A 22287-nucleotide genomic window follows, 5' to 3' on the forward strand; every position below is an offset into this window, starting at 1 on the left:
TGGCGCGGGGGGCGTTAGCTCAGTTGGTTAGAGCAGAGGACTCATAATCCTTTGGTCGCGGGTTCAAGTCCCTCACGCCCTACCAGTTCAACGGGCTTGATTGCTGTTCATGGCCATTCCTCGCGTGCCTGTTCAGGCGCACTGCGTGGACATGAGAGTTGAGATGCCTGCGTTTTCTGCAAACGAAGCCAAGCGGCCATCAAAAGATGGGTTAGAATTTAAGTCTTGCTTGATTGCGAAGTTCTTCACAGAGTTCGCGTAAAAATCAAAACAAGAATTGAATGATGGCGTTGAAAACATGCTATAATTCAAAGCTTAGCGGCTGTAGCTCAGCTGGATAGAGTACTTGGCTACGAACCAAGGGGTCGTGGGTTCAATTCCTGCCAGCCGCACCAAACGGTAAGCCCTAGAACAGTGATGTTCTAGGGCTTTTTCCGTTGTGGGGAGCGTTTTCACGCTACCCGCTCCAGTAGTCCTTGGGGGACTTTCGGGGGAGTTGCCTCCCCAGCCAGGCGCGCCTGGTGCTCCGCGCGCAAGGTTGTCAGCGTCTTGTTCCAGGTGCCGGTGTCGGCCTTTATCTTTTCGAGCGCGGCATGCAACTCGACGATCTGGGCCATGCTGTAGTGCGCCGTCATCGATTTCTTCGTGTGCCACAGCAGATCCGACACCGTGCTCTCCGCCACGCCAGCCTCCCGAAGGCGCATGCCGACGGTGTGCCGAAGGTCGTGCACGTGCAGATCTGACATGCCAGCCTTGGCCCTTGCCGTCTGCCAACCCGTGTTGTTCATCGCAGTGATCGGCCGGTATGGCATCGAGGGCTCCAGGTGGGTGTTTTTCACACGCTCGCGGCGATAGACAAACACGAACTCTGGATGCTTCCCTCGCATCGATTCGACGACGGACTGCGCCACGCTGTTGCACATCACCAGCCGCGTGCGGCGCTTGCCCTTCACGTGCTCGCGTGGCACGTCGAAGACGCTCACGCCCAGTTCAGGAATGGGAATTTCCCACTCCCAGCGCAAGTTGCAAACCACGTCATCACGCACGCCCGTGTTGAGCACGAACAGCGCCATCCGGCCCAGGTGATCCGGCAGCAGGGGCAGCAGCTTGCGCTGCTGGGCCCAGCTGATGGGGTAGGGCTCTCGCTGGTGTCCAGCAAGAGGCAGCATGGTGATGTGAGGCGGGGTTTCCAGCCATGTGGTGCCGTCTGAGTCGCGCCAGGACGTCGCTGCCAGATTCAAGATCCGGCGTACGACGCCCAGCGCGAGGTTGATGGTCTTGTGCTTCCGGCCTTCTTTTTTCCGCGCAGTCACGTACGGCAATAGCGTGCCATCGTGAATTTGTCGCAGTGTGAGTTGGCCGATGAAGGGCATGATGGATTTCAGCAAGATGGCTTCGGTGACAAGCGATTCCTTGTCCTGATTCGTCACCAAGTAGTGGGCGGCAACGCCGTCGAACAACCGTTCAGGTCGCTCACCGTGGAGCACCACCTGGCGCTTGTCACCGAGCTGTTTGATCAGCCAGCGTTCCGCTTCTTCGTAACTAGCGAGACCGCGCTGGCGAAATCGAGTGCCGCGCCACCACTTGTCGACTTGCCAGGTGTCGGCGTTTTTTTCGGGGTAGATGCCTCGCATTTTTTGGCCCATGTGCTTTTTCCTTTCGTGTTGGGCCATCCGTTCCTGGGCGCATTCTGCGCCACCGGTGCCTCGTCGTCGTTGGCTGCGGGAGTCGGTGCCGGCTGGCCGGCCGCCTCGCTTTTGATTTCATCAAAGAGGCGATCTAGGTCCTGGCGGTCATAGATCAGGCTTACATCCTGGTGCATGCCCGTCAGCCGCGGGGCCCAGTTGGACTCCCATGTGCGGCGCTTGACCCCGACGTAGGCCATGGCTTCCTGCTGCGTCAGGCCCCGTTTCATGAGGGAAACTCGTCGTGTGTGCGGCCGTCGAGTTCACGGCCTGCGGACTTCTTGCCGACTCGCAGCATGGGGGTACTGCCCGCGGAGGCTTGATCGTTGTGAAAGCAATGGACGCTACCGTCGTGCGCGACGATGAAGGCCGGAACACGCTGGGCCATACCGAGGCTGGTGTCGAATTCCTCACCTGGCTGCGGCGCGCGCCAATCACCCCATTGTTTGAACAGGAAGGGCACGCCGGCCGCTTCGCACTGGTTGCGCAGACTGCGGGCCCAGTCAGGGTGCATGGGCCGCGCTCCGGGGCCGCTCTCGCCACCGACAATCACCCAGTCGATGTCGTTTCCAATACCGGTGTAATCGCATGCCCTGCAGCACTCGTAGGCGCCAGTTTCTGGATCCATCACGATGTCATCGGACCAGTTCGGGCACTTCAGCCGAAGATCAATATGTGCCAGCAGCGGTTCCATCGACAGGAATCGCACGCGGGCTGGCACCCGTAGCAACTTCGTGATGTCGCGGTCGGCTTCATCCGGGTTGCAGATCGTCGCGCCCAGCCAGAGGTTGTCAGGCGGCCCATTGAGGAACATCTCTCCCAGCATGGCCCCCGCGTTCCCGATCCGCTTGGTAAGCAGCAGCCAATCCAGGCCGGGCGTGTTCAGAATGAGGGTGGCGAGGTCATCACGCCATTCGCGCTCCACAGCGTTATCGAACACGTCGGCCAAGCTGGCACAAAACACCCGCTGCCGGCGCCCGTGCTGCGCCCTGAACGCCTCGGCCTGGGCGTTCCAGCGGCGTGGAAGGTTCCAGTTGGCGCTGCTAGTGCGACGACGTGCCGCTTGCGGACCCCACTGCACTTGACCGCTCCGCTTGGCCCAGCCTTCGGCATAGCAGTGATCGCAGCCGGGCGATACTTTGGTGCAGCCCGTCCAAGGGTTGAAGGTGTGATCGCACCATTCGATGCTGGTATTGCTGCTCATGTTGGGACCGTTTCCTTCGGCACATTGAAGAACCCCAGCCGTCCTTTCCAGGCAACGAAAGGTATGGGTCGGCTGTCGCGCAGGACGAACCCATGTGTACCGTCTTGCTTCCACGGCGAGGGGTGCTCCAGCAGGCAGTCGACGACGCGCGTCCAGCCGACGAAGCCGCCGCGCTCCAGGACCTCATATGCCGGCATGCTGTCAGGCAGCAGGCCAGCGTGCAGCAGCTCTTCGCAAGTGCTGTCGTAGTAGCGACGCGCCATCGTCTGGCCGGCGTGCACCAGTAGCTTGCCCCGGAAGTTCGTGGGCCAGTCTCGGTTCTCGATGTCCTTGTGCCCGTTGACGATGAGCCAGGCCCAGGGCTGGCGGATGCTGAGCGCGGGGATCATGGAAAGACTCCCAACTCCAGATCTGCCGGATCCACTTGCACCACGCTGCCCCCGCCTTGGCTGCGCATTTGCGCGATGACACGATTGGTGGCTTGCTGCAGCTCGGCAAAGCTGAGTTGACGCAGCTGGTGGTCATGCAGATCGACCATGCAATTGATGGCGTCCATCTCCTGCAGGTGCAGTTGCACGGGTGTCCATGCCCCTGTTGACGATGCGCGATCGTGTACGGTGCTGAGTGCAAGCATCGCCGCCTCGATGTGTCCAGACATGCCACGCAAATAGCCAAGGTGCTCAATCTGGTGGGCAATCAGCATGGTGCTCCGCAGGAGTTCAACCTGCAGCTCTGTAGCAACGCCCTCGCGCAAACGGGCTGCGCATTGGCGGATGACCGACATGATTTCGCTGATCTCTGCCTCCGTCAGACGAGTCGCTCGAAGCTGTGCCTTTCGGAACGTGTCTATGTGAGCGCGGCGGGCAGGGGCAGGTATGCGGTAGCGAGGGCGGTTCATGCTACGTCTCCTTTCCGTGCTGCATCGCGGTCAAGGCGTTCGATCTCGGCCAGCGCCATGGCGGCGCCTTTCACGAGTTGTTGGCGACGGTGACCGAAGCGCGGGGCATCCCAATCGGCCGGCATCATGGCCGCGCCCAGCGTGTCTCCGTAGCCCGTGCTGGTCGTGTCCCAGTCGCGCGCGCCCTCGGGCATGACGTACAGCGCAGCCATGGCTGCGATCTCGTCATTCACGTATTCATCGTCGTGCGCAGGGTCGTAGCCTTCCTCATTGATCTGCCGGCTACGCTCGGCCAGCACGTCGCATTCAGCCTGTGTCAGCGCCTTCTCGTGTCCTGCCAGTGCTCGGGGAGCGGTGAGCCAGACCTTCTGCACGCTGATACCGCCAATCTCGAACTCAATAGACCACTTCCAAGTGTCGCCTTCACGCTTCCACTCTTCCTGCATGTCGGCCAGGGCAGCGGGCAGAGCCTTGGTGCCGTCATCATGTTTGCCGTCTGCGTCTCCAAGCCACATTTCAACTAAAAATGCGCTCACGGCACCCAGGCCTGTGACGATGGCGACGACGGGATAGTCCGTCTCGCCCCAGGCTTGGCACAGGTATTGAGCCTCGCTCGGCACCTCGTCCTGATGCGCAGCGCGCCCGGTTGCCATGCTGTAGAGCACTTCCATGCGCCTGACGAGGGTGCGTAGCGCCACGCCCTTGCTGATGGTGACGTGCCCCACCTTGATCCCACAGGGCAGGGGCCACCCCATAGGATCGGCAGGCTGTACGCTCTTTGGTGCAGCGGGGGCGGTGCCGAGTAAGGGCAGCCAACCAACCGGCTTCCCCACGCCTTGGGTGTATCGGTCTTGGCACCAGTCCCAGCCGGCGAACTGCCATTCGTCGAAATCGTGATGGTTGTCCCAAGTGTTGGAGCCGATTGTGGGTTGCGGACCTTCGCCGTCTTCTGTCGCGTGGTGTTCGAACTCCACCAGCAGGCGCAACAACGTGCCGTCCTTGGGCGCGGTTTCCATCGGGCGCCATTGCTCGCTCGGCACGTGGCCAGATGTATTAGTCATTCAGGGCCTCCAGTTCGGTGTAATCAGCGATCAGCGTCCAGCGCTCCACCTTGTCGGTGTCATTGGCCTTCGAATCCACTGGTAGATCCAGCATCCAAGCGCGGTCGCCAGTCTTGGAGCGGATGACAGCGGTGCGGCCTTTGGTGGGCAGCAACTTGGCTAGCGGCCAATCCTTGTCGGGCCCTTTCAGGTCGATCCTGATGCGCACCTTGTCGCCAGGGGAAAAGCTGTTGGTGGCCGGGGCCTCGTTCATGGCCTGGGCGATCGCAGCTTGGGCCTCTGCTTTGGTGGTCTTCGCTGGCTTGTCAGTCTTGCTCTTCAGAGAAGGTTTCGCCGCGTCGATCTGATTGGGCTTGTCGGAGGTGCCGCGCTCGGCGGCTTTTGATTTCATTTGGGCCTGCACCTTGCTCTGGATGCTCTTGACATCGACCTTTGCGATGGCAGCAGTGGCGTCAATATGCTGAGCTTCATCAACCGGGCGCTCGTAGAGCGGCATTTGGTCGTAGCCAGTGACCAGCATCATCAGCACCATGTTTTGAACACGCAGCGGCTGCTCTGACGCGCTCGACACTGCTGCTCGGAGCGATTCGATCGAGAAGCCGGGTGATAGCTGAAAAGTCTTGCGCACCGTCTCGTCGTCAACATCATTCGCCATCGTCAACATGAGTCGGTAGACCACCTGGCGAGGCAGGCGGTCGAGTGCATCGGGTTCGGCTGCTGTGCGCAAGCCCTCGATGATCTGGTCGATGGCGAGGCGGCGCCATGTCCCTTGGTAAGCCTCGGACAGCTCAGCAGCGGTCGGGCCTTTGTCTTTGCCCTTCGATGCGGCTGGCGTTGATTTGCTTTTGTTTTCCAGTGCAGCGCCAGCAGCGCGCGTGGGGATGGCCTCGACCATGTTTCCGCTCGGTGACTCGATCAGTACCACCTTGTCGGGTGAGACTTCTGCGCCTACCAGGGATCGGAGGGACTCACTCTCCCCGCGGCGCGCTGGCTTGTCCAGCAGCATGTAGCCGGCAGGTGCGACACCTTCATTCGGCATGAGTTCACGCGCTTCCTTGCCAGTGATGACCTTGCGGCCGTTCTGCCGTGCTTGGGCGGCCATCTCTTCGAAGTGGGCCTCTTTCTTGGCTCCGAAGCACGCGACGTCAGTACAGACGTCTGCATGGCTTCGATCGAACAGTTCGGGCGTGGCGCCGGTGCGCTTGGGGCACCGCGAGCAGGCCCCGGCCTTGGCGCAGAGTGCGGCATCGTCTAGGGCAAAGGGCGCGCCGGCCAGGTCGGTCTGATAGCTGCGTGCGGCGAGGTCCTTGGCGCTGCGGTAGCTCATAGGACCACCGTCCGGCCCTCCCGTGAGGACGCGCTGGGTAAATTCGGTCTGCAGCGCTGCAGTCGGGCGCTGCGCTACGATTAAAGCCACGCTGCGAGTGAGAGAGCCGGACTGCAGCGCTGCGATCGCATCGGGGCACAGATGCAGCAGGCGTTGCGACTCAAACACGTGGGAGCGGCTGCGCCCCAGCGCTTCCGCAATCTGGTCTCGCGTGTAGCCATGCTCCTGCACCAGCGCCTCGATGCCGAGCGCTTCATCCAGCGGCTTTAGGTCTTCGCGCTGGATGTTTTCAAGTAACTGCATCACTTGAGGGAGCGCGCCGTCGACCGTCTTGATCAGCACCGGCAACACGGAGAGGCCGGCGATGCGTGCGGCCCGATATCGACGCTCGCCAGCGATGATTTCATGCGTGGCATGGCGCGTTTCAGGATCTCCAAATGTCTCCTGCAGTCGATAAGAGGGCAGCGGGCGAATGAGCAATGGCTGCAAGATCCCGTAGGTCTTGATGCTTGCAGCCAGTAGCTGCATGGCTTCGGGTTCAAACGCTTTGCGGTTGGTCTTGCTCGGCGCCAGTTGCGAGATCGGAAGATAGGCACCATTGCTGGCTGGTGGCGCTTCTGCCGGCAGGCCGTCGTGGGGAAGCACGACGAAGTTGTCCATGGTGAGGTTGATGACCGTGCCCTCAACCTCTACTTGGTATTGCTTTCCGCCAGGCGTGCGGCCCAGTACTTTGCCGTCCTTGCCTGCTTGCGCCAACAGCTTTCCCTTTGGGCTGGTCGCGTCGTCGTTGATGCGCACCTGGCGCTTGATGAGGGAGTCGGATTTTGGTGGCATGTCAGGCCTCCAAGGGTTGACGATGGCGCACACCGGCAAAGGTGACACTCGGCAACTGATATGCATCCATGGCGCCGGCCCGGTGGTGGGTGTTGCGCAGCTCGGCACCCTTGTACGGTTCGCTCATGGTGCTGTTGCGTACCGGCAGTTCCTGGCGGGTGATTTCCGCGCCACAGTCGAACGTGCGCGTTTTGAATGGCGCGCAGTGGCCACCGGCGTTGATCGGCGCGGTCTCGATCGCGGTGAGTCGCTTGCTTGGCTTGCTCATGCGGCACCAGCCTTTGCTGCCGCGTTCGTCGTGGCTTCGTGCTGGCTCATCGCGAGAATGCCCCGCGCCACTGTTTGCGCGGCTGATGGTGCAGCCCAGGCATACATGTCCGGGCTGGTGATATCGATGGCGAGGGCCAGTGCGGGCACGTGTTGCGCGCCGTGGACGATGTCATGGCCGGCGTGCGTGCAAGTCATGATGAGATCGAGCGCAAGGCTCTTTACCGGTGTCATTGGAGCGCCTGGCGCCGGTTTGGCGAGGTCGGTACGTACACTGACGTTGCCGCGGGCGTCGCCCACCAAGGTGATGGTGACGGTGGAAGGTTTGAGGATCATTCGAGGTCCTTGCGGGTGGTTTGCTGCTCGAAGGGCAGGGCAATGTGTTGCGCTTCGCAGTCGATGCGGCGCGCGCGGAACTTGGGCGCGGTTGCATCCAGCTCGGCGACCTGGCCGCGCACGCGCTTTGCGAAAGCGTTTGCAGCGAAGTGATTTGCGGGCGTGGAATCGGGGTAGGTATGCCGTGCCCGCACCTGCTGGCCGGTGGGGTCGGTTAGATAGACCTCCACCATTGGTAAGCCTGCAGTGGTGGTCCTGCACACCGCCGAGGTGACAGTGCCGCGTATACGCATCTGGATGGCTGTGGTCATGGCCGGGCCCTTGGCGCAGGCTTGCGTCTGCGCTTGATCAGGTCCAAGTCCATGCGTGATGCCGCGCAGGTGCGGATGTGGTGGCCGTCGAACCCTGGCAGGTTGCGCAGGTACAGCAGCACGAAGAGGATGCGGTCAAGCATGGCTCATCCCCTCGTGTAGGCGGTGACCGCCGCGGCGATGAATGGAGTCGCGAGCAACAGGCCTGCAGCAAACAGCAGTGCAAGTCGCTTGCGAAGCAATGCCCGGCGATTGATGTGCGGCCCATCAATGGTGTAGGGCACTGGCATTACGCCGCTCCCAGGATGTAGAAGCGGTGGTTGGCTGTGGCAGGCTTCAGAAACTCTTCATGTCCTGACGAATGCCACATGTTGATCACGCTGGCTGGTGGGGCATCGGGAAACCGCTGCTCAGCGTCCGCGATCGCATCCCTGTTGCCAGGGAAGTTGCCGGTGTAAGGCGCATGGCCTGGCGGCTTGATGTGAAACATCAGCAGGGCATCGCCGTTGTTCTGCCCTATTGGTGCAAACACAGCACGGCCTTCTTCTGTGGGGCAGTCCTGGCTATTCACGTAGCCGCGCTGACGCAACGAGTCCAGCGTCTGGACGGCCTTGAACGACATCTGCTTTCGGTCCACTCGCTGGCCACTGCAGAGGGCGTGCAGCATGTTGCATTGGGCTGGGGAGAGGCGCCGGGCGCTCATGCCGACACCTCACACCCGCAGCTCGGCGATTCGAATTCGAGGGAGGCGAAGAACTCCTTTTGGAACGCCGACAGATCGAGCCCGAACATCAGCGCGTGAGCCGCTGTCAGCTCTTCCATGCTTTGCGTGATCGGATCGAAATGCCAAGCCAGGCGGGGGTCGCGCTGGATGCGTTGCAGCAGGTGATGGATCGCCTTGCGAGCGGCCGCCTTTGCTGGGCCGTCTGTGGACTCGGCAATTCCGATTACTGCGTTTGCAGCTACTGTTGCGCGGTTCGCTGCCTCGGCCTGCAGGGCAACCTGGATGACAGCGATCTGCGCGCGCAGGTTGGCGAGCAGTGTGGTGACAGGCGGCTGCTGCGCCTGGTCATCCTCGAAGCCTGCAGCGAACTGCTCAGCTTCCTGCAGCGTTTGAAGCAGCGCTGCGATTGGGGAAAACGACATGGAACCTCCAAGCGCCCGTCATGGGCGTGGAGGCATGTTAGCCGTTGGCTTTTATTAAATCAATAGCCCAGGGCTAACATTTGCTTTTTGACGTGTCACTGCCGTGCTTGAAGTTCACGAAGTTCTTTCTCAAGCGATTCCAAAGTGCTTTTCAACTCTCTGCCTTTGCTGTCGCAAACAGTGGCAGCCGCCTGCATTTCTGTGGAGATGGATTGTTCCCATGTAGCGCCAGCAAGGTTGTTATTGGCATTGCGCTTTTTTGCAGCGAGTTCCCTCTGCTGGGCGTCGCACCTACTTTGATGCGACTGGAGTGCACTGCGAGCATCGGCGATCCCCCTGTTTTCGAGAAAGGTTCTGCGTTGCCACGATGCTCCGAAAGCCCCCTCCTGTTGGGGGAGAGGCGCATTTGCAGATGAAGATGGACCCCCGTCCCTCCTAGGCTTTTGCGCCTCGCCGTGCCCGCTGGCAGGACGAATGACTAACTGCTCGGACTTGCCGGCGCATGGGACGTCCTGGAACACCGTCTTTCCATCGGGACCTGTGCATTTGGTGATGCTCCATGCGGGTGTGCAGCTTGCAAAGAGTGATACGACGGCCAAGACATTTAGTTGCTTCATGCCTGAACTTCCCCTGAATTCAGTTTTTTCTTGAACACATAAATTTTCGCACTTGGGCGATCAGCCAATCGTGCCATTCCTTTTTACGCTTGCCTCCCGTTCTCGGACCTCAACCAAGGTGCTCATCACTGTGTTGAGTTGATTCCAGTCGTCACGCGTCAAGACTTGCAGCCGCAGTGGGGAGACTGAGAAGGGCCAACTGCTGATTTGTGCGACCGGAAGCGCGTCCGTGTCTTGGACGTGGATGTTGTCCATCCATCCGACTTCTAAGTTGAACTTTTCTTCGATCAACCTGGCTATGTCGTCGCCGATGACGCGGGGTTTGCCTGATGTGCTGTGTTTCGCCTGGGTCTTGAGTTGGCTGATCTGTGCATGGCTCTTTTCCAGTTTGTCCGCGACGACCTGGAGGCTTCCCACGCTTTCAATGATCCTCAGTAGGTTTTCATGCCTGATTTCTGAGCTGGTCTTCATCGCATCCATTTGAGAGCCTTTGGCTAACAAAATAAATGAGCCGCTGGCTTCCTGAAATGAAAGCCATGGGCTAACATCGCGGCATGCTGATTTCTGAGTACCTCAATGCCGAGCGCGGTCGTGCAGCCTCTTTGGCACGCGGCCTTGGTGTGAAACCAGTCGTTATCTCTCGATGGGGTAGCGGGAGCAAGCCAGTGCCGATCGAGAGATGCATCGCCATCGAACGTCTGACGGGTGGGCTCGTCGGCCGTAAGGATCTGCGTCCTAACGATTGGCAGGATGTTTGGCCTGACCTGAGTGCGAGTGAATCGGTCCCTGCTACGAAAGGGGAGGTGTCGCATGCGTAGCACCACTGTCCAGCGGCTTGAAATCTGCCGGTGTGCCCGTGATATGGCGCAGCCGCTCACCCCAGGACGCCCGATTTTCTTCAGGGTCGGACAAGAGCTGGCATCGCGCGCCGATCTGCGCGCCAACGCCCAGGAACTTAGGCGCCGGATCGAGGCTTGGGCTGCTTCTCTGCTACCCCAGACTAACGCTGGTGCGCTGCTGGACGAACAGGAATTGATCAAGCGCTGGAACGCTTGGCAGTCTGGAAAACTTTCGCATGATCTCTCTGGTTTGGAAGGCTGACGAATGGACGGCCGAAATATTTTTCGCGATATGCACGTCCACGACCATGCGTGTAGCGAGGTCAGCTCATCTTTTTTGTTGGATCCTGCGCCTGCCGAAGCTGTCCTATCCGCGCTTCTATTACGTCTGACCACTCCTGCCAGTGCTTCGGCTGCGGAAACTTTGGATGCATTAGGGCCACTTGATGGTCTACCTCTGCCTCGTACTCCTCCAAAACGGAAGGGAGAGCCTCCAGCGGAATCCGAGCCAGCATCGCTCTCACCAGTGCCCCGAGCGCCAACTGGCGGCTCATCGTCTGGCGAAATGTTTCCTGAAGGTCTGCTATGGCCTTGACTGTCTGCCGTTGGAAATCTTCGGGTTCGTGCATGCCCATCCCCTTTTACTTGGCTGCGGCCACAGCCGCCCGGTGCAGGTCGAGCAGGATGGTTTCGGTTGCTAGTTGTCCTTGCCGTTCCTCGTTCCTTGCCAGTCGTGCCAAGTCTTCGGCAAAGGCTGCTTGCTTGTGTTCGGGCAGTTGCCGAACTGCGGCGAAAACCAGGGCGCCCATGGCGTTGACGATGGCATTCAACGTCTCTGCATTCATCGGCAAGGTTGTGTCGTTGTTCATTCCGTCTTCCTTTTCGTTTCGTTCTGGCGGTGTAAGCGACCGCCCGGGCATTTTCCGCCACGTGGCCGCTTGCAGCGGTGGTCGTGCTTCCACTCCGTTCCTCCCTCCCTCCTTGGGCGGCGCGGCCGGCGGGCTTTTTCTTCCTCGGGACTTCGGTGTGTTTCGGCATGCATTGAAGTCTCCTTTTTTTGCTTGCTCGTGTCGTTCCGACGCGTTCCGACAGATTCGGAACCCGTCGGAACGGGTGCCCGGCAACGTGCCCCAGCGTTGAGGTGACGATGGATTCCCTGCTATACGAAGATGAACTGGATGCTGCGCGCGCTGCGGTGACGCACTTGGGCGGAGCCAAAAGGGTCGGCCCCCAGATCTGGCCGGACAAGACGCCGGAAACGGCCGCGCGCTACCTGCACGATTGCCTCAACCAGGGCCGTGCCGAACGCTTGAGTCCATCACAACTGCTCATGCTCATGCGCCTGGCGCGTGAGGCAGGATTTCATGGCCTCGCGGCTTACATGTTGAGGGAGGCCGGCTATGCCCCCCCAGTCCCGGTGCAGCCGCAGACCGAAGCTGAACTTCTCACGCGGCGCATGGAATCGATCATGGGGGAGGCGTCTCGCCTGGTCGAGCGACTGGAGCGTGTGCGTGGGGCGCAGACCTGATGGACAACTACCAACAGGTCCTGCTGCAGATGCAGCAGTTCGGCATCGAGCTGCGCGACAAAGACTTGCCTCTCAAATTGGACACGCCCAAGAGCAAAACTTGCGGCAAGGGTGGCAAGGATTGGTACAAGCTCTATCTTTTCAGGCGCGACCCGGACAAAGGCGGCGGCACGTATGTTGTCGGCACTTTCGGGACGTATCGGCACGGCGGCGCTTCTCAGAAGGTGGATGTCGAGTGGGCACCCCTCTCCCCCGATGAGCGTGAGCGCAGGGCGCGGGAGCTGCGTGAGCAGCGTGTGGCCGCCGCAGAACAACGCCGCCAGGAGATCGAGACTGCCGCGGCCGAAGCTATCAGTGTGTGGCGCGTCGCCGTGCGCGATGGGTCTTCGCCTTATCTGGATCGCAAAGGTGTGCAGGGTGAGTCGTGTCGCTATCTGCACGACCCGCTGGTGCTGCGCTGGCCAGGCGAGATGGGTGAGGACGACACGGTGATCCGCCTGCCGGCCGGCACGGTGGTTGTTCCGCTCCTGCGCTTCGACTTCCCACGTGAGCAAGCGCTGCGGGCACTCCAGTTCATCCGGCCCGATGGCAGCAAGATCTACCAGCGGGGCATGGAAAAGCCTGGTTGCTGTGTGCGCTTGGGCGCCATCGACCGAGATACCTGCCGCCTGATGCTGGTGGTGGAGGGCTATGCCACCGGACTAACGGCCCGCATGGCATGTGATGGACTTCATCCTGTTTTCGTTGCGCTCGATGCCGGCAACCTGGCCCACGTGGTGCCGTTGCTTCGCAAGCTGTATCCGTACACGCGCATCCTCATCCTGGCCGACGACGACTGGATGACGAAGGATCAGCACACGGGAGCCTTGACCAACCCCGGCCGTTCGGCTGCTCGGGCGATCGCACGGAAGGTTGAGGGGTGTGACCACCTGTGGCCCATTTTTTCGCCGTCTACGCGGGGTGAGAAGGACACGGACTTCAACGACCTTCACGTTCGCGAAGGGCTCGATGCGGTGCGTAAGCAGCTGGCTGGCGTGGTGGCGATGATGGTGCGGCGCTATGGGTGACACGCCAGACAGCGGCCCATTGGGCGCGGCGCCAACGCCACCACCGCACGCGCCCGAAGAGGCGCGTGCCATCGATGCACTCGGCGCGTCAGCGCCGCTGGATAGCACTGTCGTTCATGTCGCGTTCGGCGCTCAGTCGGGGCAGGGCGCTAGCGTGCCGGTATCTCACCAGGCCGAAGGCCACTCTCCCGACGCCCCCCCGCCCCCCCAAGTAAGCGCAGCTGCGCGCAAGTCGGGGGATGGGAGTGACACCCCTGGCGACGATTCCAGCGATGACGAATCAGACGAAGAAGAAAAGCCCGTTCAGGGCCGCAAGAAAGAGAAGACCGTCGACTGGGGGAAGTTCAACCACCTGATCGAGCATTTCGTGCTGATCTACGGTACTGACACGGTGTGGGACGGCGCTGAACGAATGATCATGAAGATCAGCAACATGGGCCACGCCCATGGCGCTGACATGGTTCGGATGTGGAAGTCGAGCGACCGCCGGCGCACCGTGCGGCCAGAGGACGTGGTGTTCGATCCCACGCTGACGTGCGATCCCGAAACCACCGTCAATCTGTACGACGGCATGGCGATGATCCCGAAAGAGGGCGACGTGCAGCCCATGCTGGAGTTGATCGAGTTCCTCACCAGTCGCGCCACGGCCGACGAGGCCGACACGGGCGCGGTGATGCACTGGCTGCTCTGTTGGCTGGCATATCCCCTGCAGAACCCTGGCGCCAAGATGCGCACGGCTGTCGTGATGCACGGCGATGAAGGTGCTGGGAAGAACTTCCTCTTCGACACGGTGGTGTCGATCTACGGTAAGTACGGGGCGCTGGTGGGCCAGGATGAGTTGGAAGATAAGTTCAACGATTGGCGCAGCGGCAAGCTGATGGTGGTGGGCGATGAGGTGTCCAGTCGCGCGGAACTGGTGCACAACAAGAACAGGCTCAAGGCGCTGATCACATCCCCTACGGTTCAGATCAACCCGAAGAATCTGGCGCGGCGGGAGGAAAAGAATCAGATGAATATCGTGTTCCTGTCGAACGAGCTGCAACCGCTGGCGCTCGACAACTCGGACCGGCGCTATCTGGTCGTGTACACCCCGCGGGCCAAAGACTTCGAGTTCTATCGCCGGCTCAGCGAGTGGCGAGACAACGGCGGAGCCGAAGCATTTTTCGCTTACCTGCTGAGCTATCCGCTAGGTGACTTCCACCCGTACGCCCCGGCCCCCATGACGGAAGCGAAATCTGCGCTGATTGCGATCAATCGCAAGAGTCCGGAGTTGTTCTGGGAGGAGTGGTACGGGGGCGAATTGGACCTGCCCTACATGGCTTGCGCGATCGGGCAGGCGTACCAGGGCTATCTCAAGTGGTGCCAGCGGACGGGCGACCGCTATCCCTTCAAGCAAGGGCAATTCACTCCCACCCTGCTGCGTTTTGCGGAAGGGCAGGGGAAGCCTGCACGCATAAAAGCCATGAACGTCACGCGCCCAGGTGCGGCCAAGAAGACCGAGCGAATGCTGCTGGTGGCAGAGCCTGTCCTGAAGGACCCCGCTGCAGGGCCTGACAGCCCGGGCATGACCGAGGGCGAATGGGCCACCTCGGCGGTCAAGGACTTTGGGGATGCGCTGCGCAGGTACATCGGCTACGGATCTGGGTCCGGCTCCCCCTCCCACGATGGCGACTCCCACACGGGTGATGAGGGGCCGAACTGATGCCACACCGTTACACCGTTATGCCCTCGCATAACTCGCAAACCCAGCACTGGCGCGGCTTGTTATGCGGTTATGCCGTTACGCCTCCCTCCCGTATGTGCGTGTGCATGCAGGCGTGCGCATGGGTGCGTGTGCGTGCATGCATGTGCGATGGGCGTGTAACCGTGCAACCGTGTAACTCGCTAGGCGTGGCGCGGGTTTCGCGATTACGCGCGCGCCTAACCGCGTAACTCCACTTCATTCATTTTGAAAAAGGAAAAGCAAATGGAAATGGTTGATGGCAGGGCGACGTTCACTCGGACCCTGGGGGTGTTGCGGACGCGCAACGGCACCCCCCCTATAGGTACTCCCAGAGCCAAAACTCAGGGGGGTAATTCGACCCCCGCGCTCGCGCTAGTTGCTGGGTTTTCGGAAAGTGAACGAGTCGGTGAACGCGGGGCGTCGAAGTGAACGCACGGGTCGAACTGATCGCCCAGGCCGAATACGCCCGCCGCCGTGGCGTGGCGAAGTCTGCTGTGGCGAAGGCCGTGGCGGAAGGCCGTATCACCCTCATTAACGGGAAGGTCGACCCGGCCGTCGCTGATATCCAGTGGGCGCAAAACACCCGAGCACGGGCCGACAGTGGGCGCACAGGCGCTGCATCCGCTGCAGTTGTGGCGGGGGCTGCCCCTGTAGCCGAAATCGCTGCTGGCGGCCCGGAATCGGCGCCATTGGCTACCGGTACGCCTGGCTACACCGACTACCGCACGATCCGCGAGAAGGCCGACGCCGAGATGGCCCAGCGTGCGAACCTGAAGGATGCAGGCCTGCTGGTCGAACGCGCCCGCGTCGAGCGCGGCATCCATGACGTTGTCCACACGTTCCGTGATGCCGTCATGGCGATCGCGCAGCGTGCTGCCCCCAAGTGCGTCGGCGTTGCCGATGCCCGCGACATCGAGCACCTCATCACCGACGAAACCCGTAAGGCGCTGGCGGCCTTCGAGGCCCGCCTGCTGGCGCTGCTACCACCCAAGGAAACCACCTGATGCAAACCCCTCAATTCATTTTGGGCCTGGACGAGGAAATGATTGCCGACGAATTCGCCTGCGGCGGCGGCATGTCCGAAGGCATCGAGCAGGCCATTGGCCGCCACGTGGACATTGCGGTGAACCACGATGCAGATGCCTGCAGCATGCACGAGGCCAACCACCCGCAAACCATCCACTACTGCAAGGATGTGAAAGAGGTCTGCCCGCGCGTGGTCACCCGTGGCCGGGCGGTGGGCCTGCTGCACCTCTCGCCCGATTGCACCCACCACAGCCAGGCGCGCGGCGGCCAACCACGCTCCCGCGTGCTGCGGGCGTTGGCCTGGCGTGCTGTCCGCTGGGGCGGCACGGCCCGCCCGCGCCTTATCACGCTGGAGAACGTCAAGCAAATCCTGCTGTGGGGGCCGCTGATCGCCAAGCGGTGCCCGAAGACGAAACGCGTGGTGAAGATCGACGGCACCGTTGCTGCAGCAGGTGAGCGCGTGCCTGTCCAACAGCAGCACCTAGTGCCAGACCCCAAGCGCCAGGGCGAGACCTGGCGCGCATTCGCCCGCGCCCTGGAGCGGCTCGGCTACGTGGTGGAGTGGCGTGTGCTTTGCGCCGCTGACTACGGCGCACCCACCACGCGCAGCCGCCTGTTCATGGTGGCCCGCTGTGACGGCGCCCCCATCGTCTGGCCCGAGCCCACGCACTTCAAGAAGCCGGCGAAGGGACAGCAACGCTGGCGCAGCGCTGCAGAGTGCATCGACTGGAGCATCCAGGGCCGCAGCATCTTCGAACGCAAAAAGCCGCTGGCCGACGCCACGCTGCGCCGGGTGGCACACGGCATGAAGCGGTACGTGCTGGACAGTGCTGACCCGTTTATCGTGCAGATCTCCAACTGGTCGGCGGATGGCATGCGTTCCGGGCGAAATCCGTTGTCGACTATCACTGCCATGCCGCGCGGCGGCAGTCATGCAGTCGTCACCCCCGTGATGATCCAGGCCGGCCACGGCCAGGGCACCGCAGCAGCTCCGCGCTGGAGCCACGGCAACACAACAGTGCGCGACCCCGTGGGCACTGTTACCGCATCCGGTGGTGGCCAGGCTGTGGCGCTCGGCACGCTGGTGCAGATGGGCTACGGGGAGCGAGAAGGGCAGGCTCCGCGCGCCCTCGATGCACAGCAGCCGCTGGGCACCGTGGTGGGCGCAGGCAAGTTTGCGGCTGTCACTGCCTTCGTCGAGCAGGCCAACGGCGGCTTCAACGTCACGCCCGCCCGCGAGGTCCGCGAGCCCATGTCAACCAGCACCGCAAGCGGCTCGCAGCAGCGGCTGGTGACAGCGACCCTCATCAGCAACACCACGGGCCATGCCCCGACCGATCTGCACCACCCGGCGCCAACGCTGACCACCGGGCAGCACCACGCCCTGGTGGAATACACCCTGTCGCCCGATGCAGAGGCTGGCGCACTGCGCTGCGCCGCCTTCCTCATCCGCTACTACGGCCAGGGCGGGCAGTTGGGCGAGCTGCGCGAACCCATGGACCGTCTGGCGCTGGTCACCGTGTGGCTGCGCGGCGAACCTTACGTGATCGTGGACATCCAGTTACGCATGCTCACGCCGCGCGAGCTCTACAACGCCAACGGCTTCCCCTCCACCTACATCATCGACCGCGGCCACGACGACCGCGTGTTCAGCAAATCCACCCAGGTACGCATGTGCGGCAACGCAGTGCCGCCGCCGCTGGGTCGCGCTGTCATCAAGGCGAACTGGGACAGTCAGATCCCAATGCGGAGGGCCGCGTGATGGACACCGTGACCCGTCCCGCTCTCCGCTACCACGGCGGCAAATTCCGCCTTGCTGGATGGATCATGCAGTTCTTCCCATCGCACCGGATCTACACCGAAGTCTTCGGTGGTGCCGCCGGCGTGCTGCTGCAAAAGCCGCGCAGCCATGGCGAGGTTTACAACGATCTCGATGGACATATCGTGACGTTCTTTAGGGTCTTGCAGACTCCAGCCCTTCGTGATCGCCTTGCGCAGGCCTTAACGTTGACGCCTTACGCCCGCGCAGAATTTGAACTTGCCTGGGAGCCCACGGACGACGCGGTGGAGATTGCGCGCCGCGTAGCCATCCGTGCGCAGATGGGCTTTGGATCGGCCGGCGCAACGAAGGGCAGCACAGGTCTGCGCACTGACACCATGCGCCGCTACAGCACGGCCCAGATGGACTGGGCATCCTACCCGTCAGCTCTGCTGGACGTGGCCGAGCGCTTTCAGCAGGTGCTGGTGGAAAATCGTCCCGCCGTTGATGTGCTGCAACAGCACGACAGCACTGAGACGCTGCATTTCGTCGATCCGCCCTACGTGCATGCCACCCGCGAGATGCGCTCGCAGAGCGGCTATCGCTTTGAAATGAGCGACGACGATCACGCCGAACTGATCGATGTGCTGTCACGCCTGCAGGGCATGGTGGTGCTTTCGGGCTATCAGTCCGACCTCTACGCGGGCCTGCTGCACGGCTGGCAGATGTACACCACCGAGGCACGGGCCAGCGGTGGTAGGGGCGCGACAACCAGAACGGAAGTGGTCTGGCTGAATGAAGCCTGCCAGCGCGCGCTAAGTCACAGCATGGGCGGCCTGTTCGCGGAGGCTGGATGAACCTCGCCGACGGCTACGACCTCGTTCTGCACGCCGCCATGCAGGCGGCACGCCCCGACCCAGAACTGCGCATCGATGAATGGGCGGAAGAGTTCATGGAGTTGCCCAAGAGCGCGCCGCATCAGGCAAATACCGATTCGAGCGCACGCCCTATGCGCGCCGCATTCATCAGGTGCTTTCCCCTGGTCACCCATGCAAACGCGTGGTGGCCAAGGTGGCATCGCAGATGTTCAAGACGCAGACGGCGCTCAACGCCATCGGCGCCTGGATACACCGCGCCCCCGCCAACATCCTCGCCCTGCAGCCAACCGATGGACTGGCGAAGCGCTTCTCTGCACGCGTCTCGCAAGCCATCCGCATCGTGCCCGAGTTGCGCGAATGCGTCAGCGCGCAAAAGAGCCGCGACAAGCGCAACACCACGCAAGCCAAGGATTTTCGTGGCGATGCCACGCTGTACATCAACACCGCAGGGTCGGCGTCCAACCTTGCCGAGATCACCGCGCGATATCTGTTCATCGATGAGGTGGATCGACTGCCGCCGCTGGATGAGGGCGATTCGGTCGAGATCGCCGAAGCCAGAGCCACACAGCACGAGCGCGACTGCAAGTTCTACGAGGTCAGCTCCCCCACCATCGAGGGGTTCAGCAAGATCGACGAGTTGTTCAAGATGGGAACGCAGGAGGTTTACCTCGTTCCATGTCCGCATTGCGGGCACCACCAGCAGCTGGTGCTGGAGAACTTCAAGTACCGCCGCGATGACGACACCGGTTTCATGGATCGTGCGTGGTTCACCTGCCCAGACTGCGGCGGCGACATTGATGAGCGCTTCAAGGCCAGCATGTTCCTCGATGCGGCAGAGGGCGGCACGGCGCACTGGCATGCCACTGCAACGGGCGATGGCGAAACGCTCAGTTTCACGATGTCGGCGTTCTACATGCCCATCGGGGCCGTCAGTTGGCTGACTCTGGCCCGGCAATACGATCGCGCACGCAAGGCGTTGGAGCGGGGAGATCACACCCTCATGCAGGCGTTCTACAACACGCGTCTGGGCTTGAGCTACCGTAATTCCGAAAGCGTGACGACGGCCAAGCAACTCAGCGATCGCGCCGAGGCCAACCCGCCGCGCGTGATCCCACACGCCGGACTGGTGCTGACCATGTCGGTCGATACGCAGCCCAATCGTCTGGAGATCCAGATCGAAGCCTGGGGCCCGGGCCTGGAGCACTGGGTGCTCGACTACGACCCCCTCATCGGATCGCCATCCGTGCCCCCAGACACCCCCGGAAGTGTGTGGCAGCGTCTCGACGAACTGCGTCGCACGCCACTGCTGCATGCGAGCGGCCGGCTCATCGAGATCAGTACCTACGGCATCGACGCCGGTGGCGCCAACACCCAGGACGTTTACAACTATGGCGCGGCCAGGGCCCACCTGGGCTGCACCGTGCTGCACGGTGCGACACGGCCTAACCGCCCCATCATGGGTAGCACCCCGTCGCGCGTCGATATCGACTGGGGCGGTACGAAGACCCCGGGCGGCGTGGAACTTTGGCAAGTCGGTACCGACGTCGCGAAGGACCATCTTTTCAACCGCATGCAGCTCACCGAAGGCCCAGGCGCCATGCATTTCCATGACCAGTTGCCGGCGGCATGGTACGAAGGGTTAGTGGTTGAGCAACCGCGCACGCGCTGGGCCAAGGGGCGCCCGATCCGTGAATGGGTCAAGCCCAACGGCGCCCGGAACGAGCCGCTTGATCTCTCGGTCTACAACCTTGCGTTGGCATATCGCCTGGGGTTGCACAAGTGGTCTGCTCACGACTGGCAACGCTTGCGCGACAAGCTCATTCCTCCAACCGCTGACCTGTTTGCACCGCTTCCCGCAGAGCCTGCCAAGCCCGAATTACCTGCTGTATCTGAATCGTCAGATACAGCGCCCACATCGTTGGTGGCTTCGACAGTACAGACGTCTGTACCCCCCCCGGTGCCCATTCCGCCGCCAGCTCCGACCGCAGCACCTTCCATCCCCATGACTCAATCGAGTATTGCCCCCCGCGCGGGGCGCCGCATCCTATCGAAAGGCATCCGATGAACCAAAACCACTACGATAACGAAGCCCTGCGCTTGGCTGCCGTTTCACCTCGCGGCGACGATGATGATGCGCCGATGCAAGAAAGCGATGAGCAGCGCGACCTCGATGATCTCTGCGAGCGCTGGGTGTGCTGGAAGGCGACACGCAGGCTGTATGGCCCGGCGCCCACCATGGGATCGGTACTGGGACAGCTCAGCGGAACTCGCACGCGTCCGCTGCAGCCGGGCGGTCCCGACGCTGTCAGTAGCGCGGAACTGGCTGCGCTCCATGTGGCATACACGTGCCAGCCGGACGCGCTCGATAAGCGAGTGTTCGATCTGTACTATGTTCATCGCATCGCGCCAGTTAAACGCGCTGCTGCAGCTCTAGCGATCAGTCGAAAGCACTTCTACACAGTGCTGGGGGACTTCCGCAAGCGACTCCATATTGCCTCACTGGCAATCATGGAAGACGAAGCGAGCAAGCTGGCGGTAATGGAAGATGCACGCGAAAAACGGAGGGACGTAGAACGTTAGTGATCGCGTGTCAAACGCTTTGTTGTCACCTGTGGAGGTGACAATTTAGTGATCGACTTTAGGTGACACTTTGCCCCAAAATTGACCCCAATTCAGGTAGGTATCAGAACTGCGCCAACCTGAAAAGAACACCCTCTCGCCCTGCGAAAGCGTATGCCCCCGGCCTCCGAAAGGAGCCGGGGGTTTTGTTTTGGAGCCTCGACAAATGCTTGCAATCAGACGTACCGGACCCTCGATCGCGGAAGTGATCGCGTCCGTGCGAGACGTGCCGACGCGCATCATTCCGTACGCTGCATCGACCGCCCTCACGCGTACCGCACAGTACGCGCAGCAGATCGAATTGCCTGCGGAAATGCGCAAGGTATTCCGCAGCCCAGTGAGTTACACCACCAATTCGTTGCGCGTTGAGCCATCGACCAAGGACACATTGAGTGCCCGCGTGATGGTCAAGGACAAGGCTGCAGGGCTTGCGCCCGAGAACTATCTGCTGCCCGAAGTGGAAGGTGGTGGCCGCAAGCACAAGGGCGCTGAAATGGCGATGCGATACGCCGGCGTGCTGAGCCCTAGCCAATTTGCGATGCCTGGCGCCGGACTGACTCTCGATGCCGCGGGCAACGTGAAGGGCTCGGAAGTGCGCACCATCCTCGCCGCTCTGAAAAATCTCCGTGGTGGTGTCGGCGCGAAGGGGCAGGCCGCAGGCCGTGGCCGCAAGCTTGCGAACGATCTGTTCGTGGGCAAGCCGAACGGTGGGGACCGACCCGAAGGCATTTGGCGTCGGGAGGGAAAACGACTGCGTGCGCTGTTTGTGTTCACGAACAATGCGCCCGATTACAGCCGCCGTTTGGATTTCGGCGGCGTCGTGCAGCGTGTCGCGCTTGAGCGCTTCCGGCCTGAATTCGAGAAAGCCGTTGGCGCCATGTTGGCGCGGGGATGAACAGATGACCGATGTCACCATGGTCCCCCCGTCAAGCGAGCTGGATCTTGCCAAGCAGCGTCTGCAGAACTACATGCAGGCCGAGCAGCGCATTCTGCAGTCACAGGAATACGTGATCGGCAACGGCGGCACCGCTCGCCGTAACCGCCGGGCGGATCTGGAACAAGTGCAAGCCGGGATTCGCGAATGCCGCCAGCAGATCGTCCAGCTCGAAGCTGCCGCCAATCCGCGCGTCCGGCGCATGTTGCAGCTGCGGCCCCGTTAAAC

30 protein-coding genes and 2 tRNA genes are annotated in these 22287 nt (G+C 61.8%); 14 read left to right on the top strand and 18 right to left on the bottom strand.

All coding sequences use genetic code 11. From position 1 onward, the window contains the following. Nucleotides 1-8: 8 nt before the first annotated feature. Nucleotides 9-85, top strand: a tRNA-Ile gene (locus AVAK2825_RS20470). Nucleotides 86-318: 233 nt separating this feature from the next. Beyond that, a tRNA-Arg gene (locus AVAK2825_RS20475) sits at nucleotides 319-395 on the top strand. 57 nt (nucleotides 396-452) lie between these two features. On the opposite strand, the gene AVAK2825_RS24830 is transcribed toward AVAK2825_RS20475, so the two are convergent. From AVAK2825_RS24830 to AVAK2825_RS20555, 16 genes are all read right to left on the bottom strand, one after another. Continuing rightward, nucleotides 453-1634 (bottom strand): tyrosine-type recombinase/integrase, encoded by a 1182-nt coding sequence (locus AVAK2825_RS24830; protein WP_349817186.1) that lies wholly within the window; start codon nucleotides 1632-1634, stop codon nucleotides 453-455. Continuing rightward, a complete protein-coding gene (locus AVAK2825_RS20485; protein WP_284402302.1) occupies nucleotides 1517-1915 on the bottom strand; it encodes a hypothetical protein in 399 nt (132 codons plus the stop codon). Before AVAK2825_RS20485 ends, AVAK2825_RS24830 begins: the two co-directional genes overlap by 118 nt. After that, on the bottom strand, nucleotides 1912-2889 hold the full coding sequence (locus tag AVAK2825_RS20490) for a phage Gp37/Gp68 family protein (protein ID WP_284402303.1): 978 nt from the start codon (nucleotides 2887-2889) through the stop codon (nucleotides 1912-1914). Before AVAK2825_RS20490 ends, AVAK2825_RS20485 begins: the two co-directional genes overlap by 4 nt. Continuing rightward, nucleotides 2886-3278 (bottom strand): ASCH domain-containing protein, encoded by a 393-nt coding sequence (locus AVAK2825_RS20495; protein WP_284402304.1) that lies wholly within the window; start codon nucleotides 3276-3278, stop codon nucleotides 2886-2888. The genes AVAK2825_RS20490 and AVAK2825_RS20495 overlap by 4 nt, the downstream gene beginning before the upstream one ends. Further along, on the bottom strand, nucleotides 3275-3787 hold the full coding sequence (locus AVAK2825_RS20500; RefSeq protein WP_284402305.1) for a hypothetical protein: 513 nt from the start codon (nucleotides 3785-3787) through the stop codon (nucleotides 3275-3277). Before AVAK2825_RS20500 ends, AVAK2825_RS20495 begins: the two co-directional genes overlap by 4 nt. Further along, entirely contained in the window at nucleotides 3784-4848 is a 1065-nt protein-coding gene (locus AVAK2825_RS20505) for a hypothetical protein (protein ID WP_284402306.1), read from the bottom strand. Before AVAK2825_RS20505 ends, AVAK2825_RS20500 begins: the two co-directional genes overlap by 4 nt. Further along, nucleotides 4841-7009, bottom strand: coding sequence for a ParB/RepB/Spo0J family partition protein (locus tag AVAK2825_RS20510; RefSeq protein WP_284402307.1), 2169 nt, complete (start codon nucleotides 7007-7009; stop codon nucleotides 4841-4843). The genes AVAK2825_RS20505 and AVAK2825_RS20510 overlap by 8 nt, the downstream gene beginning before the upstream one ends. Nucleotide 7010: 1 nt before the next feature. After that, a complete protein-coding gene (locus tag AVAK2825_RS20515; protein ID WP_284402308.1) occupies nucleotides 7011-7277 on the bottom strand; it encodes a hypothetical protein in 267 nt (88 codons plus the stop codon). Then, nucleotides 7274-7612, bottom strand: coding sequence for a hypothetical protein (locus AVAK2825_RS20520; protein WP_284402309.1), 339 nt, complete (start codon nucleotides 7610-7612; stop codon nucleotides 7274-7276). The genes AVAK2825_RS20515 and AVAK2825_RS20520 overlap by 4 nt, the downstream gene beginning before the upstream one ends. Then, nucleotides 7609-7923, bottom strand: a complete 315-nt coding sequence (locus AVAK2825_RS20525) for a hypothetical protein (protein ID WP_284402310.1) — start codon at nucleotides 7921-7923, stop codon at nucleotides 7609-7611. The genes AVAK2825_RS20520 and AVAK2825_RS20525 overlap by 4 nt, the downstream gene beginning before the upstream one ends. Then, on the bottom strand, nucleotides 7920-8066 hold the full coding sequence (locus AVAK2825_RS20530) for a hypothetical protein (protein ID WP_284402311.1): 147 nt from the start codon (nucleotides 8064-8066) through the stop codon (nucleotides 7920-7922). Before AVAK2825_RS20530 ends, AVAK2825_RS20525 begins: the two co-directional genes overlap by 4 nt. 3 nt (nucleotides 8067-8069) lie before the next feature. Continuing rightward, entirely contained in the window at nucleotides 8070-8213 is a 144-nt protein-coding gene (locus AVAK2825_RS20535) for a hypothetical protein (protein ID WP_284402312.1), read from the bottom strand. Continuing rightward, the gene (locus tag AVAK2825_RS20540) at nucleotides 8213-8590 is read right to left on the bottom strand and encodes a hypothetical protein (protein WP_284402313.1); all 378 of its coding nucleotides are present in this window, start codon (nucleotides 8588-8590) and stop codon (nucleotides 8213-8215) included. Before AVAK2825_RS20540 ends, AVAK2825_RS20535 begins: the two co-directional genes overlap by 1 nt. Before the next feature lie 32 nt (nucleotides 8591-8622). After that, the gene (locus AVAK2825_RS20545) at nucleotides 8623-9069 is read right to left on the bottom strand and encodes a hypothetical protein (protein WP_284402314.1); all 447 of its coding nucleotides are present in this window, start codon (nucleotides 9067-9069) and stop codon (nucleotides 8623-8625) included. 95 nt (nucleotides 9070-9164) lie between these two features. Beyond that, complete coding sequence (locus AVAK2825_RS20550) at nucleotides 9165-9686, bottom strand: hypothetical protein (RefSeq protein ID WP_284402315.1); 522 nt, start codon at nucleotides 9684-9686, stop codon at nucleotides 9165-9167. 60 nt (nucleotides 9687-9746) lie between these two features. Beyond that, nucleotides 9747-10166 (bottom strand): hypothetical protein, encoded by a 420-nt coding sequence (locus AVAK2825_RS20555; protein WP_284402316.1) that lies wholly within the window; start codon nucleotides 10164-10166, stop codon nucleotides 9747-9749. A gap of 74 nt (nucleotides 10167-10240) precedes the next feature. Here AVAK2825_RS20555 and AVAK2825_RS20560 point away from each other — a divergent pair, with 74 nt between their 5' ends. Together AVAK2825_RS20560 and AVAK2825_RS20565 are read left to right on the top strand one after the other, a co-directional pair. Beyond that, nucleotides 10241-10504: a transcriptional regulator gene (locus tag AVAK2825_RS20560; RefSeq protein ID WP_284402317.1), complete on the top strand. Its 264-nt coding sequence runs from the start codon at nucleotides 10241-10243 to the stop codon at nucleotides 10502-10504. Continuing rightward, nucleotides 10497-10787 carry a hypothetical protein gene (locus tag AVAK2825_RS20565; RefSeq protein WP_284402318.1) on the top strand — a complete coding sequence of 97 codons (291 nt, stop codon included), beginning with the start codon at nucleotides 10497-10499 and terminating at the stop codon, nucleotides 10785-10787. Before AVAK2825_RS20560 ends, AVAK2825_RS20565 begins: the two co-directional genes overlap by 8 nt. Before the next feature lie 61 nt (nucleotides 10788-10848). Here the strand turns inward: AVAK2825_RS20565 and AVAK2825_RS20570 are convergent, their stop codons facing one another. Together AVAK2825_RS20570 and AVAK2825_RS20575 are read right to left on the bottom strand one after the other, a co-directional pair. Further along, on the bottom strand, nucleotides 10849-11154 hold the full coding sequence (locus AVAK2825_RS20570) for a hypothetical protein (protein WP_284402319.1): 306 nt from the start codon (nucleotides 11152-11154) through the stop codon (nucleotides 10849-10851). A 12-nt stretch (nucleotides 11155-11166) separates the two neighbouring features. Beyond that, nucleotides 11167-11394 carry a hypothetical protein gene (locus tag AVAK2825_RS20575; protein WP_284402320.1) on the bottom strand — a complete coding sequence of 76 codons (228 nt, stop codon included), beginning with the start codon at nucleotides 11392-11394 and terminating at the stop codon, nucleotides 11167-11169. A 278-nt stretch (nucleotides 11395-11672) separates the two neighbouring features. On the opposite strand from AVAK2825_RS20575, the gene AVAK2825_RS20580 reads away from it, so the two are divergent. The 10 genes from AVAK2825_RS20580 to AVAK2825_RS20625 all read left to right on the top strand — a co-directional run bounded on the left by AVAK2825_RS20580 (nucleotide 11673) and on the right by AVAK2825_RS20625 (nucleotide 22285). Beyond that, nucleotides 11673-12053, top strand: coding sequence for a hypothetical protein (locus AVAK2825_RS20580; protein ID WP_284402321.1), 381 nt, complete (start codon nucleotides 11673-11675; stop codon nucleotides 12051-12053). Continuing rightward, nucleotides 12053-13120, top strand: coding sequence for a toprim domain-containing protein (locus AVAK2825_RS20585; protein ID WP_284402322.1), 1068 nt, complete (start codon nucleotides 12053-12055; stop codon nucleotides 13118-13120). The genes AVAK2825_RS20580 and AVAK2825_RS20585 overlap by 1 nt, the downstream gene beginning before the upstream one ends. After that, complete coding sequence (locus AVAK2825_RS20590) at nucleotides 13113-14822, top strand: primase-helicase family protein (RefSeq protein WP_284402323.1); 1710 nt, start codon at nucleotides 13113-13115, stop codon at nucleotides 14820-14822. The genes AVAK2825_RS20585 and AVAK2825_RS20590 overlap by 8 nt, the downstream gene beginning before the upstream one ends. A gap of 446 nt (nucleotides 14823-15268) precedes the next feature. Then, a complete protein-coding gene (locus AVAK2825_RS20595; RefSeq protein WP_284402324.1) occupies nucleotides 15269-15847 on the top strand; it encodes a hypothetical protein in 579 nt (192 codons plus the stop codon). After that, on the top strand, nucleotides 15847-17631 hold the full coding sequence (locus AVAK2825_RS20600) for a DNA cytosine methyltransferase (RefSeq protein WP_284402325.1): 1785 nt from the start codon (nucleotides 15847-15849) through the stop codon (nucleotides 17629-17631). The genes AVAK2825_RS20595 and AVAK2825_RS20600 overlap by 1 nt, the downstream gene beginning before the upstream one ends. Continuing rightward, nucleotides 17631-18485 carry a DNA adenine methylase gene (locus AVAK2825_RS20605; RefSeq protein WP_284402326.1) on the top strand — a complete coding sequence of 285 codons (855 nt, stop codon included), beginning with the start codon at nucleotides 17631-17633 and terminating at the stop codon, nucleotides 18483-18485. Before AVAK2825_RS20600 ends, AVAK2825_RS20605 begins: the two co-directional genes overlap by 1 nt. Nucleotides 18486-18564: 79 nt before the next feature. Then, nucleotides 18565-20571 (top strand): phage terminase large subunit family protein, encoded by a 2007-nt coding sequence (locus AVAK2825_RS20610; protein ID WP_284402327.1) that lies wholly within the window; start codon nucleotides 18565-18567, stop codon nucleotides 20569-20571. Further along, nucleotides 20568-21086 carry a hypothetical protein gene (locus AVAK2825_RS20615; protein WP_284402328.1) on the top strand — a complete coding sequence of 173 codons (519 nt, stop codon included), beginning with the start codon at nucleotides 20568-20570 and terminating at the stop codon, nucleotides 21084-21086. Before AVAK2825_RS20610 ends, AVAK2825_RS20615 begins: the two co-directional genes overlap by 4 nt. A gap of 205 nt (nucleotides 21087-21291) precedes the next feature. Further along, nucleotides 21292-22020 (top strand): hypothetical protein, encoded by a 729-nt coding sequence (locus AVAK2825_RS20620; RefSeq protein ID WP_284402329.1) that lies wholly within the window; start codon nucleotides 21292-21294, stop codon nucleotides 22018-22020. A 4-nt stretch (nucleotides 22021-22024) separates the two neighbouring features. Continuing rightward, the gene (locus AVAK2825_RS20625) at nucleotides 22025-22285 is read left to right on the top strand and encodes a DUF6148 family protein (protein ID WP_284402330.1); all 261 of its coding nucleotides are present in this window, start codon (nucleotides 22025-22027) and stop codon (nucleotides 22283-22285) included. Nucleotides 22286-22287: the final 2 nt, after the last annotated feature.

Origin of the sequence: Acidovorax sp. SUPP2825 (genome assembly GCF_030158995.1) — a bacterium.
GTDB lineage: Bacteria > Pseudomonadota > Gammaproteobacteria > Burkholderiales > Burkholderiaceae_C > Paracidovorax.